Annotated in this window: 16 protein-coding genes; 10 read left to right on the top strand and 6 right to left on the bottom strand. The window is 36.9% G+C overall.

Annotation, left to right across the window (positions count from 1 at the left end; genetic code table 11):
- The first annotated feature begins 243 nt into the window (after positions 1-243).
- The 4 genes from ACJ2A9_RS11325 (at position 244) to ACJ2A9_RS11310 (ending at position 3,830) form a co-directional block, all read left to right on the top strand.
- Entirely contained in the window at positions 244-1,752 is a 1,509-nt protein-coding gene (locus ACJ2A9_RS11325) for a flotillin family protein (protein ID WP_441421862.1), read from the top strand.
- A gap of 183 nt (positions 1,753-1,935) precedes the next feature.
- Complete coding sequence (locus ACJ2A9_RS11320) at positions 1,936-2,148, top strand: PLDc N-terminal domain-containing protein (RefSeq protein ID WP_441421757.1); 213 nt, start codon at positions 1,936-1,938, stop codon at positions 2,146-2,148.
- Positions 2,149-3,057, top strand: coding sequence for an ATP-binding cassette domain-containing protein (locus tag ACJ2A9_RS11315; RefSeq protein ID WP_441421756.1), 909 nt, complete (start codon positions 2,149-2,151; stop codon positions 3,055-3,057).
- The gene (locus ACJ2A9_RS11310; protein ID WP_441421755.1) at positions 3,054-3,830 is read left to right on the top strand and encodes an ABC transporter permease; all 777 of its coding nucleotides are present in this window, start codon (positions 3,054-3,056) and stop codon (positions 3,828-3,830) included. The genes ACJ2A9_RS11315 and ACJ2A9_RS11310 overlap by 4 nt, the downstream gene beginning before the upstream one ends.
- A 30-nt stretch (positions 3,831-3,860) precedes the next feature.
- Here ACJ2A9_RS11310 and ACJ2A9_RS11305 read toward each other — a convergent pair whose 3' ends face one another.
- From ACJ2A9_RS11305 to ACJ2A9_RS11295, 3 genes are all read right to left on the bottom strand, one after another.
- On the bottom strand, positions 3,861-4,532 hold the full coding sequence (locus tag ACJ2A9_RS11305; RefSeq protein WP_441421754.1) for a TetR/AcrR family transcriptional regulator: 672 nt from the start codon (positions 4,530-4,532) through the stop codon (positions 3,861-3,863).
- A gap of 39 nt (positions 4,533-4,571) precedes the next feature.
- Positions 4,572-4,943 (bottom strand): PaaI family thioesterase, encoded by a 372-nt coding sequence (locus tag ACJ2A9_RS11300; RefSeq protein WP_441421753.1) that lies wholly within the window; start codon positions 4,941-4,943, stop codon positions 4,572-4,574.
- 244 nt (positions 4,944-5,187) lie between these two features.
- Positions 5,188-6,396 (bottom strand): MFS transporter, encoded by a 1,209-nt coding sequence (locus ACJ2A9_RS11295; protein WP_441421752.1) that lies wholly within the window; start codon positions 6,394-6,396, stop codon positions 5,188-5,190.
- A 346-nt stretch (positions 6,397-6,742) separates the two neighbouring features.
- Here ACJ2A9_RS11295 and ACJ2A9_RS11290 point away from each other — a divergent pair, with 346 nt between their 5' ends.
- The 4 genes from ACJ2A9_RS11290 to ACJ2A9_RS11275 all read left to right on the top strand — a co-directional run bounded on the left by ACJ2A9_RS11290 (position 6,743) and on the right by ACJ2A9_RS11275 (position 10,694).
- Complete coding sequence (locus ACJ2A9_RS11290) at positions 6,743-7,804, top strand: DctP family TRAP transporter solute-binding subunit (protein WP_441421751.1); 1,062 nt, start codon at positions 6,743-6,745, stop codon at positions 7,802-7,804.
- A gap of 67 nt (positions 7,805-7,871) precedes the next feature.
- Entirely contained in the window at positions 7,872-8,366 is a 495-nt protein-coding gene (locus ACJ2A9_RS11285) for a TRAP transporter small permease (protein ID WP_441421750.1), read from the top strand.
- Positions 8,363-9,691: a TRAP transporter large permease gene (locus ACJ2A9_RS11280; RefSeq protein WP_441421749.1), complete on the top strand. Its 1,329-nt coding sequence runs from the start codon at positions 8,363-8,365 to the stop codon at positions 9,689-9,691. The genes ACJ2A9_RS11285 and ACJ2A9_RS11280 overlap by 4 nt, the downstream gene beginning before the upstream one ends.
- A 25-nt stretch (positions 9,692-9,716) precedes the next feature.
- The gene (locus ACJ2A9_RS11275) at positions 9,717-10,694 is read left to right on the top strand and encodes a bile acid:sodium symporter family protein (RefSeq protein WP_441421748.1); all 978 of its coding nucleotides are present in this window, start codon (positions 9,717-9,719) and stop codon (positions 10,692-10,694) included.
- 52 nt (positions 10,695-10,746) lie between these two features.
- Here ACJ2A9_RS11275 and ACJ2A9_RS11270 read toward each other — a convergent pair whose 3' ends face one another.
- Positions 10,747-12,027 (bottom strand): acetyl-CoA hydrolase/transferase family protein, encoded by a 1,281-nt coding sequence (locus ACJ2A9_RS11270; protein WP_441421747.1) that lies wholly within the window; start codon positions 12,025-12,027, stop codon positions 10,747-10,749.
- Between the two features lie 368 nt (positions 12,028-12,395).
- Here ACJ2A9_RS11270 and ACJ2A9_RS11265 point away from each other — a divergent pair, with 368 nt between their 5' ends.
- Positions 12,396-13,481, top strand: a complete 1,086-nt coding sequence (locus ACJ2A9_RS11265; RefSeq protein ID WP_441421746.1) for a D-alanine--D-alanine ligase family protein — start codon at positions 12,396-12,398, stop codon at positions 13,479-13,481.
- Positions 13,482-13,536: 55 nt separating this feature from the next.
- On the opposite strand, the gene ACJ2A9_RS11260 is transcribed toward ACJ2A9_RS11265, so the two are convergent.
- Entirely contained in the window at positions 13,537-13,785 is a 249-nt protein-coding gene (locus ACJ2A9_RS11260) for a hypothetical protein (RefSeq protein WP_441421745.1), read from the bottom strand.
- Positions 13,786-14,079: 294 nt separating this feature from the next.
- Here ACJ2A9_RS11260 and ACJ2A9_RS11255 point away from each other — a divergent pair, with 294 nt between their 5' ends.
- Positions 14,080-14,205, top strand: a complete 126-nt coding sequence (locus ACJ2A9_RS11255; RefSeq protein WP_441421744.1) for an anti-repressor SinI family protein — start codon at positions 14,080-14,082, stop codon at positions 14,203-14,205.
- 233 nt (positions 14,206-14,438) lie between these two features.
- Here the strand turns inward: ACJ2A9_RS11255 and ACJ2A9_RS11250 are convergent, their stop codons facing one another.
- Positions 14,439-14,771: a helix-turn-helix domain-containing protein gene (locus ACJ2A9_RS11250; RefSeq protein ID WP_441421743.1), complete on the bottom strand. Its 333-nt coding sequence runs from the start codon at positions 14,769-14,771 to the stop codon at positions 14,439-14,441.
- Positions 14,772-14,786 lie beyond the last annotated feature (15 nt).

Raw genomic sequence — 14,786 nt, 5'->3', positions numbered from 1 at the left:
CGGTATTACATGTAGACAGGTTTCGTAATCACGTTAATTTTTTAGTACGATTCCCTATCAATTTTCGCCAATATTGACAGGTACTTGTTTAGTAGTTATCAATAGTAACTCATTGTTCGATATTTCCAATTGATTTCAAAATATGTGAAACTTTCTCATTTTTTGTTCGTACATAAAATAAGAGCAGAAATGAGGGGGATTCATTGTCTGCTTAAATACTTCATAGGGGTGATAGGATTTATGATGAGTATTATATGGTTTATTTTGGTCGGAATTATTCTCTTTATACTCTTAATTGGCGGTGGAATTGCTTTTTTCATTTACAAGAAGCGCTATAAGACAGCCAGTTCGAACCAAGCGTTAATTATTACGGGGCCGAAGTTAGGAAATCCTGAGGAAGATTCGCGGATCTTTGTCGATGAAAATGGCCGAAGCTTGAAAATTATCCGTGGCGGCGGCATACGTTTGAAAATGTTTCAGACGTGTACACCGGTTGATTTGAACTCCTTTCAAATTAAATTAACAACGCCAAAAGTATACACGTCACAAGGGGTGCCCGTTATTGCAGATGCCATTACATCAGTCAAAATTTCGGATACATTAATTGGTGTCGCTAATTATGCTGAACAATTCTTAGGGAAGAAACAATCAGAAATTGAAGAAGAAGTTTCAAAGGTTCTTGGTACGAACCTCCGTGCAATACTTTCAAAAATGACGGTTACAGAAATTAATAATGACCGTGAATCATTTAATGACCAAGTTCAAAATATTGCCCAAAAAGAGCTGGATAATATGGGCTTTAAAATTACGTCGTTCGGTTTGGATGATATACGTGATGCCGATGAGGAAAATGGCTACTTAGAAAATTTAGGCCGCCCGCGTATTGCTGAAATACGGAAAAAAGCCGAAATGGCAGAATCTGATGCTGAAAAAGAAACACGAATCTATAAAGCTAAAAATGATCAGGAAGCACAAAACGAAGAAAATATGCGCTTGACAGCTGTTGCTGAGTCAAAGAAAGAAAAGGATATTAAAGAAGCGCAAATAAAGGAGGAAACAGAAAGAGCAAGAGCAAAGTCTGAGCAAGCATATGAATTGGAAAAAGCGAAATTAGCGCAGCAAGTAAAACAAGAGGAAATGAAAATTCAATACATTGAACGCCAAAGACAGGTTGAACTTGAATTAGAGGAGCAAAAGCGTCGTAAAGCACTTGCAGATGCTGATGCATATGATATTAAAGCAAAAGCAGAAGCTGAAGCTGAAAAATCACGAATTGATGGGCAAACAAAAGCAGAGATTGAAAAACAAAAAGGTCTTGCCGAGGCTGAAGTCATTCGTGAACGCGGACGTGCCGAAGCCCAAGCGAAAGAGCTAATGGCACAAGCAATGGAAAAATACGGTGAAGCGGCGATTATTGAAATGTTTATCGATATGCTGCCTAAGTACGCACATGAGATTGCCCAGCCACTTTCTAAGATTGAAGGAATCAAAGTCATTGATATGGGTGGTTCCGAATCGAATGGTGGAGCTACAAAAATCACAAACAATGTGACAAAAACAATGCTAGGTCTTCAAGAAAGTCTGAAGGAGAGCACTGGTATGGATTTGAAGGCAATGCTGGAAAGCTATGTATCTCGCGGGCAAGTAAGCAATTTTACGAATTCTACTACAGAAGTTGCAGCTGCAGAACAAGAACAAGAAGGTATCAATAAAGAGTTAACTCAAAACGACAAACCTTCGAATAACAATTAATCCTAAAGTAAGAGCATAACTGACTCTATTCAGTAATGCTCTTTTAAATCGCCATATTTTTGTCTTATCTTATTTGTTTACAGACAGTGCAAGTATGTTATTTTCAAAGCATATTATAAAATATTGGAAAATTTTATAAAATAAGGAATAGTGACTTTATAACATAACAGGGGGATCTTTAATATGGAGGAGTTAAATGTAGCTTTTCAGTCAATACCATGGGCACTATTAGCACCGATTATTGTCATACAATTGATTTTAGTCATTGTCGCTATTATTGATTGGATCAGGATAGAAGAAACAAATGGACCAAAATGGTTGTGGTTAATCATTATTTTGTTTCTTAATATTATTGGACCGATTTTATATTTTATCGTGGGAAGGAGACAAACATAAATGGCACTCATCGAGGCGAAAGATTTATCAAAATCATATAAGCAACATGATGCAGTAAAAGGTGCCTCCTTCTCATTGGAAAGCGGGCGGTGTGTAGCCCTGCTTGGACCAAACGGTGCTGGAAAGACAACAATATTGAAGATGCTGGCCGGGCTTTTGAAGCCATCAAGCGGATCGATTACATATGAAAATGAAAAAGAAAATGCGGATGTACGTAGATATATTGGGTATTTACCACAGCAGCCAGTCTTTCATGATTGGATGACTGGAAGAGAGTTTTTGGAGTATGCTGGTAAGCTCTCCTATTTATCAAAGGAAGAGGCGAAGACAAGAACGGTTAAACTATTAGAATTGGTAGGGATTGCCGAAGCAAAAAATCGTCGATTAGGAAAATATTCAGGTGGGATGAGACAGAGACTCGGCATTGCCCAAGCAATTATTCATCAGCCTAAGCTGCTACTTCTTGACGAACCAGTTTCGGCGCTTGATCCATTCGGACGTAGAGAGGTTCTTGAAATGATTACAAAGTTAAAAAAAAATACGACCATTCTTTTTTCGACACATGTACTTAATGATGCGGAAGAGGTAAGTGATGATGTCATCATTATTAATGAAGGGGAAATAAAGGAAGCAAATAGTCTTGAAGCGTTACGAACAGCTCATCAGCAAGCAATGATTTTTATTCAAACGATCGGTCAAGCTGAAAGCCATGTTAAACATATGAAAGATTGGAGTATCGTAGCGGAAATTATTCATGAAGGCAATACAGCAAAAATTATCGTAAATGACCTGGAAGCAGCTAAACTGGCTATCCTGGAAGAGATTGTTAGCAAAAATATACCAATTTTAAAGTTTGAAATTGGACGAACGACGCTAGAAGATTTATTTGTAAAGGTGGTGAAGGGATGAATCAGTGGCTAACTTTATTTAACAAAGAATTATTAGAAATGTGGCGTAACTTTAAGTGGATTTGGTTGCCGCTCGTATTTATTATTTTAGGAATGACAGACCCTCTTAGCTCATATTATCTGCCAGTAATACTTGAAATTTTTGGAGGGTTACCAGAAGGAGCTGTTCTTGAAATACCAAAGCCAACAAGTAACCAAGTACTTTTAATGGCAATGAACCAATTAAATACATTAGGGATGTTGATTATTGTGTTAGCTTTTATGGGAATTATTGCTTCTGAAAGAAAAAGTGGGCTAGCAGCAATAATTTTAGTTAAGCCGATACCAATTTCAAAATACATAACTGCAAAATGGGTTAGTCTTTTGCTTATCGGCATGATTTCCCTTTTTCTTGGTTACTTTACTGGTTGGTATTATACGACGGTCTTATTTGGACCGGTCGCTTTTGGTTTGTTTTTAAAAAGCTTTCTTATCTTTGCGCTTTGGTATTTGTTTATTTTGACGATGACATTGTTTTATAGTGCAATAGTCAAGGTGAGTGGTTTGGCAGCATTTCTAACGCTTTTTACCATTATTGTTTTATCAGTAGCTACGAATTTGCTTGGTGATTTCATGAATTGGAGCCCAGCACAATTAACAGATAGTATCGGAAGTTTAGTAATGGTAGGTCAAGTTGCTGATTCATTTTGGCTGCCGGTAATGATGACAATACTATTAAGTGCTGCAATGGTAATAAGTGCGGTGACTATTTTTAAAAATAAGGAATTAGCTTAAAATGGGTGAACTAGTCGATTTATCTGTTTTCTACTTTTCTGTGGCCGGTAGAGTTGCTGCGATTTCTTCTTGAGCACTTCCGGGTGCACCTACACCTTTAAGTAAAAAGCTTGTCTGTAAATCAATATACTCGTCAATTGTATAGAGCTTCTGTAATGCCCAACGTCGGAAAGCCCACATGTGACCACTGACAATAATGTTATGGCTAGCTAATTTAATTTGATTTTCATTAAGCTGCAGTAAGCCGTTTTCTACACAGTGCCTGATCACCAGTTCAATATTGTTCGTCATTAAATCGTTTTTATGAAGGACATAAGGAAGTGCTTCGGAATCCAATGATTTTGCTTCTTGATACATTACAAGGAGCTCATCTTGAAGGTGATCAATCACTTTATAGTACGATCGAATGACTAGTTTTAGTCTTTCTATACCGACTACATCTGTCCTTAAGTGTGGCTGAAGACGTTCAATTACTTCATCAAAAATCGAGTCACAAACAAGGAACAGAATATCTTCTTTCGATCCTACATATTCATAAAGTGCACCAATGCTAAATCCAGACAACCTGGATATTTCTCTTGTCGTTGTTCTGTGAAAGCCTTTTTGTTTAAAAAGGCTAACGGCTGCTTTGATAATTTGGTTTCTTCGGTATTCAATGAGCCGTTGATCTTTAATAACGGAAGGAACCTTCTTTTTTTTCAATTGTGAACTCCCCTTTACACAACGATTTTTTTCTAAGTATTAACTGTTAAAAAAGATACCATTTGCTTTGGCAACAACATTTTCTTTGTCATCATAAATAAAACAGTCAACATGAGTGAGCGTATGTCCTTCTTTGACAACACTAGCATGGGCGACTAGGTATTCTCCTTTCGCTTTTTTTAGAAATGAGACATTGAGATCAATTGTAACGACTTGTTGAATATTGTTTTCATCAGGTTCGATTGTATTGCACATGGCAACATCAGAAAGTGAGGAAATAATCCCGCCATGGACAGCACCAACACTGTTTAAATATAAAGGTTTAACGGGTAATGTGACTTTAATGCTCTTTTCATCTACTCTTTCGTATTGAAAGCCTAAAAATTCATCAAATGGTTGTTGAATAAACATCGTTTCACTCCAATCTTAAGGAGAAGAACTAAATCAGTACCTTTCCTTACATTAAGCACTTACACATTCTAAGCGAGCGCTCATTTTTTATAATGAAATTGTTCTAAAATTTCTGAATATTTACTATATATTTTAAGATGTTTGTAAAGTTTAAGCAAGAAATTATTTAATAAAAATAACATAATTTACTGAAGAGATATGATCAGATACTCCTTCAGTAAATTATGGGTAGGGAGCAGGAAACCTAGTTGTACGTTTCTTTCCATTCAACCTCGCGTGCCTGCTTCTTATCTTCTTTTTTAGAAGCGATCCACAGTAGTCCGGCACTTATGAATAAGAATATTCCTGAAGTATAAAAAACAACCGCTACACTGAAATAGCTGGCAATAATACCACCCATGACAGGGCCAAGAACGTTTCCAAGAAAACGAAAGCTTACATTATAGCCGAGGACTTCACCTTGAATTGAGAGAGGGGCAAGTTGGCGTATATAGGCAGTGATACAAGGAATTAACCCGCCAATTATGATCCCATATAAGAAGCGGAGAAGGACAAGCTGCCATAGTTCAGTTACTACTGCTTGTGGAATAAAGAAGATAGGTGAAAATACGAGCAGGATCATAAGAACTTTATGATGCCCTATGTGATCCCCTAAATCTCCCCATTTTCTAGTGGATAATAAATTTCCTAATCCGGTTATTGAAAAAGCAAGCCCAGCGAGGAAGGCAAGATTTTCAGACGTACTAATCTCACTTACATAAAGTGCTAACAAAGGCTGAATGCTAAAGTTGGCAGCTTGTGCTATCGTTGTGATCAGCATGAGGGCAATTAATGTCGGGTTGCGAAAAACAATGAACAAAACTTCTTTCTGAGAAAAATGTTTTTGATTTTTTTTACGCTTTTCACTGGCGATAATTTTGACCTCTTTGATTCCGAAAATAACCAAGAGACTTGCAAGTGCGATAACGGCCCCTGTAATCGTAAACGTATATTGAAACCCAAAAGAGTCAACGAGCATTCCGCCAAGTAATGGGCCGCATAGACCCCCTGTAACTGTTCCAGTCTGCAATGTCCCGACAACTTTTCCGGCTTCTTCTTTTTTTGTTTGCGCAGAAATAAAGGCAATCGATGTTGGGATAAAACCTGTAACAATACCCATAAATGCACGCAGGATAAATAGGTAAATAACCGAGCTGGCAAATCCCATGAGAAAGACACTGAATGCAATTCCGACGCTAGTTATAATTAGAATTTTTTTGCGCCCATATTTATCACCAATTCGTCCCCAAACAGGTGAAAAGAAAAAAGCGACCAAAAAGGTAATCGCAAACACATAGCCAGCCCATTGCTGGACATACGAATCCGAGTAGTCACCGAACGTGTCAATATATAAAGAGATAAACGGCAATATCATTGTGTTGCTTCCTGCAACTAGGAAGTTAGCAAACCACATGATGGTAATGTTTCTTTTTTGTGTATTAATGGATAAGACACCTTCTTACTGATCTTAAAAACTAGAGATCTTATTTTTTGAGAATAAAACTATTTCGTCACTCTAAATAGTATAGGTGATTTGGATGGGAATTGGAAGTTTTACGACGTTTTTTGTAATGAATTAACTTAATTATTCTAATATTCTATCGTTCCCCCCCCTTTTACATACTAATTTTGTAAATTGCTGTAGATTTATAGATTTTAAAATGTTAGAATAGTTCTACAATAATAACTATTATAAAATTCAGTAATTTTATCAGTTAGCTGATGAGATTGCAACTTGAAAAGACCAAGGGGGAAGACAGATGAAGAAGACAAAGTTTTGGTCTGCCATCGCTGTAGCTATGCTATTACTACTATTAACAGCATGTGGTGGGCAATCAACTGGCAGTGACAGTCAGACGGATGATAGCAATAATGAGGATGGTGCGAGTGCTGACGGCCCAACTGATACATACAAATTAAGCATGTCAGTTACAACAGGTGAGGCATCAACATGGTATTTAGGCGGAGTGAAATTTGCTGAGGAATTAGCAGCACGTACAGATGGACGTTTTGAAATTGATGTCGTTGCTGATGAGCAATTATCAGGTGGTAACCAACAAACAGGAATTGAAATGTTACTTCGCGGTAATACCGACTTATCGTATCACTCTACTATTATTTACTCCATTATTGATGAGCGATTTGGTGTAGTGAGTGCACCATTCTTGTTTAATGATGTAAGTGAAGCACAAGCTGCATTAGCAGGTGCTGGTGGCGAAGGAATTAATGAAATTTTACGTGAAATCGGCGTTGAGCCATTAGGATATGGCGAAAACGGATTCCGTCAATTGACAAATGGTGTTCGCCCAGTTGAATCAGTTGAAGATATTAAAGATTTAAAAGTTCGTATTCCTGGAATTAGCATGTACATTGATTTATTTAGAGAGATGGGTGCAGATCCAACAACAATGGCATTTTCTGAAGTGTTTACAGCTCTTCAGCAAGGAACAATTGATGGTCAAGAGAATCCAGTTGATGTTATCCATTCATCGCGTTTAAATGAAGTACAAGATTATATCACAATGTGGAACTATTCTTATGATCCACTAGTATTAGGAATGAACAAGGTGTTATTTGAATCATTACATCCAGAAGATCAAGAAGCTGTTCGTGAAGCGGCAGCGATTGCTAACGAGTATCAAATCAGTTTAACTCGTGACCGTGAAGCAGAATTAATCGAAGACCTTAAGTCTCAAGGTATGGAATTTTCGTATTTAACAGACGAGCAATTAGCTGGATTTAGAGAATCTGTAGAACCGGTTTACGAGAAGTATGAGTCAATCTGGGGTGCTGAATTACTAGAGGCATTCCGTGGCAATTAAGAAAAGTGAGAGACAGAAGCAGATGCTTCTGTCTCAATTATTATCTAAATAAGTTAGGTGAAACTGCATGAATATCATAAATAAAATTCTTACCTATTTTGAATATACGTTAGTCATTATCAGCCTATCTGTCATGTCATTACTTACATTTGGGAATGTGATCTCTCGTTATTTTATTAATTATTCACTTTCATTTACGGAAGAAGTGACTGTTAATCTATTTGTACTGCTTATCTTTACAGGTGCAGCCATCGGAATCCATCGCAAAGCACATCTTGGCTTTAGCCTTTTCTATGACTTAGCAAACAAATCGATTAGAGTTATTATGATCGCTGTTACTGGGCTAATAAGTATGACGATATTCTTTCTGATCGTTTATTATACTTGGGATACGATTCAATTTCAGATGATGTTAAATCAAAAAACTCCTGCCTTAGGCTGGCCTCAATGGGTATTCTCTTCTGGTCTATTCATTGGTGGACTGCTTTGTCTCATTCGGACAGTTCAAGTAACCATCATTGAAATGTTGACCCTCATAAGAGAAGGGGGGAAGACAGCATGATTGGAATTGTATTATTTGGATTATTTTTCCTACTACTACTCATTAATGTTCCCATTGCGATTTCCTTGGCAGCTGCTTCTGTCACGACATTGTTTATTTTTGATGGTGTACGAGCGTTATCTACATTAACAGATATTATGTATGCTTCCTCGGCGAGATTTACGTTACTTGCAATTCCGTTTTTTATTTTAGCAGGGGTGATTATGGAATATGCAGGGATTTCTAAGCGCTTAATTGCCTTTGCAGATTCATTGCTTGGGCATCGAAAAGGTGGAATGGCACTCGTCACGATTTTAGTAGCTTTCTTTTTTGCAGCAATTTCCGGCTCGGGCCCGGCAACGGTTGCGGCGATTGGTACGATCTTAATACCTGCACTAGTAAAAAATGGATTTCCGAAGAAGACAGCATCAGGTTTGTTAGCAAGTGCGGGCTCAATTGGGATTATTATTCCTCCGAGTATTGCCTTTATTGTCTTTGCGGTTGTTGCCGGTGATCGTTTGCCGGTTTCGATTGGTCGCTTATTTATTGCAGGGATAATTCCTGGGATCTTACTTGGCCTAGGATTTTTAATGGCCGCGTATTATGTCCTTTACCGGGAAGGAAAAGGAGTGCTGAATGGAGCAGTTGAACAGTATACACCGAGAAAGAAAGCTTCATTTAAGGAAACTCTTCGTGCTTTGGTTAGTGCCTTCTGGGGGCTGTTAATGCCATTTATTATTTTAGGTGGAATTTACGGCGGTATCTTTACCGCTACTGAGGCTGCTGTTGTTGCTGTTTTCTATGGTTTATTTGTCGGCTTTTTTATTTACCGCGAATTAACCTTAAAGCATTTGAAAAATATACTGATCGATTCCTCAATTCAAACGGCAGTCGTTATGTTTATTGTTGCTTCTGCTTCTGTTTTTGCTTATATCATTACAAAAGAACAAATTGCGAGAACTGTAGCTGATAGTTTATTAGGCTTTACGGAAAGTCCAATTCTTATTTTATTGTTAATTAACGTAATCTTATTGATTGCTGGTGCGTTTATTGATGCGATTTCAGCGTTTTATCTTTTTGTACCGATTTTGATTCCAATCATCCTTCATTTAGAAGTGGATCCAACTGTCTTTGGGGTATTTATGACGATCAACCTTGCCATTGGTTTGTTTACACCACCTGTTGGTGTAAACCTGTTTGTGGCAAGTGGAATAGCAAATATAAGCTTGAAGGAAATATCAAGAGGCGTTCTTCCATTTGTTGTTGCGGCATTGATTGTTTTGCTAATGGTTACGTTTATCCCGCAAATTTCTACTTTCTTACCTGACTTGTTGGAAGTAAACTAGATTTATAGGAAAGGAAGTAGGAAAGGTGAATCAGACAAACTTACAGAAAGTAATATTTGTGTTACAACGTTTTTTACCACTTTGGATTATCTTTTTTGCGGTTGTTGCCTTTCTTTTTCCAAAGCCGCTTGAACCGTTAGGAGAGGCAACACCTTATGCTCTTGGCTTTATTTTCTTATTAATGGGGATGACGATTCCATTTCAAAGTTTTCTCGCTGTATTTAAAAAGCCGAAAGAACTATTGCTTGGGATGGCGCTGAAATGGGTGTTAACGGTCTTTATTTCAGTTGCACTGGCGTATGTATTTTTCCGGGATAATGCGAGCCTTGCTGCCGGTGTCATATTGGCTGGGACGGTTCCTAGTGGGACATCAGCCAATTTGTATACATTGCTTGCAGAAGGAACAGTTGCATTAAGTATTACGTTAGCGGCGGTTGATACGTTTATTGCACCATTTATGACGCCATTTCTTATGCAGGTGTTTGCTGGGCAATTTATTCCAATCTCGTTTTGGTCATTGTTTCTTAATATCGTTTACATTGTTTTTGTTCCGATTATTGCTGGGTTATTGCTGCAATGGAAATGGAGCGATAAAATCGCCGTTGTGAAACCATTTTTTCCGATTTCATCAATCTTGGCATTGTTTGTAATCGTTCTTGGTGTGACAGCCAGTGCATATGATTCGCTTATCACCTACACGTCATTATTGCCATTGTTATTTGGTGTTGTATTTTTCCAAGTTGCGGTTCCGATGGCTGGTGGATACTATATTGCTAAGCTGTTAAAGCTGCCAGAAGCAAGCTGTCGGGCAATGTTATTTCATATTGGCATATGCAATACAGCACTTTCGGCAACATTAGCGATGAATCATATCGATCCGATGGCTGCTGTTCCATCTGTGGTTAATATGGTCATTAATTTATCGCTCGGTGCATTTGTGGCAAATTGGTTAGGTCGTACTCCTGTATCGGAAGTAGAAGAAGTAAAGCATATGGCAAATTAACTATTAGACAAAGAAAAAACAGTTCTCGGTTGAACTGTTTTTTCTTTAAATTTTATATTAAACCTAACCTTTTCGCTTGGAATGTTAGCTCATCACGAAACTTCGGATGGGCAATTGAGATTAGCGCTTTTGTGCGTTCGGAAATGGTCATATAACGAAGGTGGGCAACACCATATTCCGTAACCACATAATCAACATCGTTTTTTGATGTTGAAACAACTGAGCCGTCACTTAACTGTGGTACAATTTTCGAGACACTTTCATCCTTTGTTGTTGAATGTAAGCAAATGATACCCCGCCCGTCCTCACATAATGAAACAGCTTTACTAAAATCAGATTGTCCGCCAGTCGATGAGTAATATCGTCCCTTTACAACTTCCGAATTACATTGTCCAAAGAAATCGACTTCAACAGTGCTGTTGATCGTAACAAATTGCTTAAACTGAGCAATATCGGTTAAACTGTTCGATTCATCTACAGGAATCATATTTAAAGCAGGATTTTCATGCATGAATTTATATAACCGTTCCGTACCAAACGCAAACGTTGCCGTTGACACCCCATTGTAAATCGGCTTATTTGCATTGGTGATGGCACCACTTTCGTACAGATCCACTAAATTATCTGGAAACATTTCTGTATAAATCCCTAAATCCCGATAGCTCTTTAAATGATCAATAACGACGTTTGGAATGGATCCAAAGCCAAATTGAATCGTGTCTCCATTTTTAATGAGTTCAGCAATCGATTGACCAATCACTTTATCCTTTTCCGTTAGCGTAGGAACACCGGTAGTTGGAAGGGGAGAGTGATGTTCAACTATAGCACTTACCTTAGAGAGATGAATTTGGTTTTTTCCGTATGTTCTAGGCATATGTTCATTCACTTGAACAATAATGGCTTTCGCATTGTCCAACAACGTTGCCGTATAATCACAATTTGTTCCAAGAGAGAAGTAGCCTTCGTCGTCCATCGGTGAAACTTGAGCCATAATAATTGGGTTCTTAACTCTTGCTTTTAATATTGTTGGTAAATTCGAAAAGTGATTAGGTAATAAGTCGATCTCCTGATTTGCAAAAGCCTTTCTCTCCTCATTATGTAAAAACATCGATACAATTTTCAGTTTCTCTTTCGGGAGAGTTTTCAGCTTGCGTAATGATAACATCTGAAACAATGTATTATTTTCAAGGCCGTCATACTCCATTAATTCATCCATTAATACAGGTGGCTCCCCAACTCCTAGAGGTACAATGATATTATCCCCTGGATGCACCAGTTGAATAGCTTGATTGGCATTCATCACTTTTTCTTGATAAGAAGATAACAGTAACAAAGTTATCCCACTCCTTTACATAAAAAAATAGCACTCTACAGTGAGAATGCACAGTTGTTAAATTCTTCAATAAAGATATAAATGAATTATACCACTACTTTTTTGCAAAAATAAACAGACTTTAGAAGAAGAGTGTGACAATGAATAACATAAGTAATGATGTATTCTGACGATTGATAAATTGTCCTTTTATCGTTTAAAAAACGTCATATAATATCATTGTTAGGATTTTAATTAGATTATATTTAGTATATTCTTACTTCCTTCAAATTACTCTTATATTCTCCTAAATACTCATTGAAAAATTTTGAAAACCTCAGTATAATCTTCTTGTCTATAAATAATTTATGATGAATGGAGAGTAAGATGTGAAACAGAAAGTCCTTTTTGTATATAATTGGGTAAGTGATGAAAAACGTACACAAGAATTTCGTGAGTGTGCAACAACGAGAACGGTAAATCAGATCAAAGCAATTATCGAATCGTATCAAATGGAAGTGATTTGCGTAAATGCTTTTAGTCCAGAACAAATGGGTTCAGTGATTGAGGAAAATTTACCGCTTGATGTAGCTTTTGTAATAGCAGAAGGATTTTTGGATGAACCATCTTCTCTGTTTGACGGTACAGGTGCATTACGAGTTAGGCAAGTGCTTGAATCGTATAATATCCCTTATACGCATTCAGCGCCAGATGCACATGAAGCATGTCGTAATAAAGATATCACATACAAGAAATTAACAGATAAAGTCATGATACCTCGTTTCTTTGTATTTGATCAATTGCAAGAAGAAGCAGCAAATATTGAAAAGGTAGAATATTATGTCGGCTATCCGATGTTTTTAAAGCCATGTGGCGGCGGCTGCAGCATTGGTATTGATGAAAAGTCCGTAGTCAATAACCGTGAAGATCTCATAAGTAAATTACAGCAATTAAGAGGATTAATTGGCGATCAGCCGATACTTGCTGAAACGTACCTATCAGGACGAGAATATACGGTAGGTGTAGTCGGAAATGGACTACCACACGTTCTTCCGATTGTTGCCTTTCCAGAAGATTTTCAAGTTCGCAGCCAGGAAGTAAAACGAGTGGAGCATAAAGAAAGAGAGAATTTTGAGATTGTTCCATTTACAGAGTCGGTAGGGATGAAAATACAAGAGGTAGCTACCGAAGTCTTTCAAGCGCTCGGAGCCAATGACCTTATTCGCATTGACCTGAAGGCTGATCATAATGGTCAGGTCTATGTCATCGATGTAAATGGTACACCATCATTATCATTAACAGGCTCATTAGCATTCATGGCAGAAAACAGCAGCATTCAATATTATGAATTCATCGGATTCGTCTTATACGTAACAATGAGTCGTAATTCTTTAGAAATTAATGAAACATTACAACAAACAGCAGATAAAGTTATCGTTCGTCTGCAAGGTGAGTTTGTCAATCAAATTGCTTAATATGAAAGAGGAGAGTTCTCGATGTGAGAACTCTCCTTATTACTTTTATGTAATCCTATTCTTCTACAAATCCTCTTTCATGCTGCCTGCAGACGGATATTTCAAACATGTGTCCTTCATCATTATGAACACGGTCAATAATGACGAGAACATCCCCTTTAGTTGTAGAGTAATTCGTAACATCCTTATTTTCGTTTAATACTTCGATTCCTTTATTTACCATTTCATTTATTTCTTCATCGGTTACCTCTTTACGACGATCACCAATCATATAAAAGTCATCCGGATATTTAGGAATTTTCATCGCAATAACTCCTTTCAACGATAAGATCAATTCTATTATTACTATCAGTTTTACTTTATCTACATATTGAAGAGAAAGCAATAGGGAAAATAAATGGTAAATTTAACCTCTAATTTTACATGAATATTACAATAATTACTGGAATATAAATAGCTTGTTTTTTATAAAATTTTTAAAAGGATTATTATCATTCGTCTTAAAACGGTATATTATGGGGGTAATAGTAAAAAAGGGAAACAGGCCTATTATAATTTACTGAAAATTCATATAAATTATGTATTAGGAGGGGAATGCATGGAAACTAAACTCGATGAGAAATTAGATCAAGAATGGTTAACACTAATTTATCAAGCAAAGGCACTGGGATTAACGATCGAAGAGGTTAGGGAGTTTTTAAATGGTAATTCAAATGTATATTGAAAAAAGACTGTACATAGTCCTATCGAAAGGAAGGATAGGCTTTTTTATATCACTTTTCGTTCTTTATGGTGAACTAAAACGTTCTTTTTTTGATTGTTTATGCAGAACTTTAAAGGGTTACTTTCTATTCCTTCGACCTAATTATCATAGTTATTCATCTCAAGAACAAGAATTACAGGTTTTTATACTTCAAAAAACAAAAACGCCTCTTATTTAATAAGTGGCGTTTCTTTCTATTCCTTCTCTTTTACATTACTTTTCCATTTATTAAACTCCAAAAACTCTTTGAATTGTTCTTTACTTACACCTGAATTCATTGCTTCTTTGACAAGGTCGACCCATGCAGGATCAAGGTTATCATCGGTATTATCACTTTCATGTAATAGTGTTTCAACTGAAACGTCTAATACAGATGAAATTTTATCCAGAAATTGAATTGATGGATTTGATTGTATATTTCTTTCAATTGAGCTAAGGTAGGACTTAGCCACGCCAGCACGCTCTGCAAGCTCTGAAAGTGATAATCCTTTTTCTTTTCGATATTTTTTAACTTTTTCACCAATCATTATATCGCCTCTTAT

This window comes from Anaerobacillus sp. MEB173 (assembly GCF_052119505.1).
Lineage (GTDB): Bacteria > Bacillota > Bacilli > Bacillales > JBJMAU01 > JBJMAU01.
The sequence above is the reverse complement of the archived record's forward strand: the minus strand, read 5'-3'. Positions and strand labels throughout refer to the sequence as shown.

What these genes read in the sequence shown, in the direction of transcription:
- ACJ2A9_RS11250 (WP_441421743.1), bottom strand. Translation starts at nt 14,771, where the DNA reads ATGATTGGTGAAAAAGTTAAAAAATATCGAAAAGAAAAAGGATTATCA.
- ACJ2A9_RS11280 (WP_441421749.1), top strand. Translation starts at nt 8,363, where the DNA reads ATGATTGGAATTGTATTATTTGGATTATTTTTCCTACTACTACTCATT.
- ACJ2A9_RS11295 (WP_441421752.1), bottom strand. Translation starts at nt 6,396, where the DNA reads ATGTGGTTTGCTAACTTCCTAGTTGCAGGAAGCAACACAATGATATTG.
- ACJ2A9_RS11300 (WP_441421753.1), bottom strand. Translation starts at nt 4,943, where the DNA reads ATGTTTATTCAACAACCATTTGATGAATTTTTAGGCTTTCAATACGAA.
- ACJ2A9_RS11320 (WP_441421757.1), top strand. Translation starts at nt 1,936, where the DNA reads ATGGAGGAGTTAAATGTAGCTTTTCAGTCAATACCATGGGCACTATTA.
- ACJ2A9_RS11325 (WP_441421862.1), top strand. Translation starts at nt 244, where the DNA reads ATGAGTATTATATGGTTTATTTTGGTCGGAATTATTCTCTTTATACTC.
- ACJ2A9_RS11285 (WP_441421750.1), top strand. Translation starts at nt 7,872, where the DNA reads ATGAATATCATAAATAAAATTCTTACCTATTTTGAATATACGTTAGTC.
- ACJ2A9_RS11310 (WP_441421755.1), top strand. Translation starts at nt 3,054, where the DNA reads ATGAATCAGTGGCTAACTTTATTTAACAAAGAATTATTAGAAATGTGG.
- ACJ2A9_RS11315 (WP_441421756.1), top strand. Translation starts at nt 2,149, where the DNA reads ATGGCACTCATCGAGGCGAAAGATTTATCAAAATCATATAAGCAACAT.
- ACJ2A9_RS11260 (WP_441421745.1), bottom strand. Translation starts at nt 13,785, where the DNA reads ATGAAAATTCCTAAATATCCGGATGACTTTTATATGATTGGTGATCGT.
- ACJ2A9_RS11255 (WP_441421744.1), top strand. Translation starts at nt 14,080, where the DNA reads ATGGAAACTAAACTCGATGAGAAATTAGATCAAGAATGGTTAACACTA.
- ACJ2A9_RS11290 (WP_441421751.1), top strand. Translation starts at nt 6,743, where the DNA reads ATGAAGAAGACAAAGTTTTGGTCTGCCATCGCTGTAGCTATGCTATTA.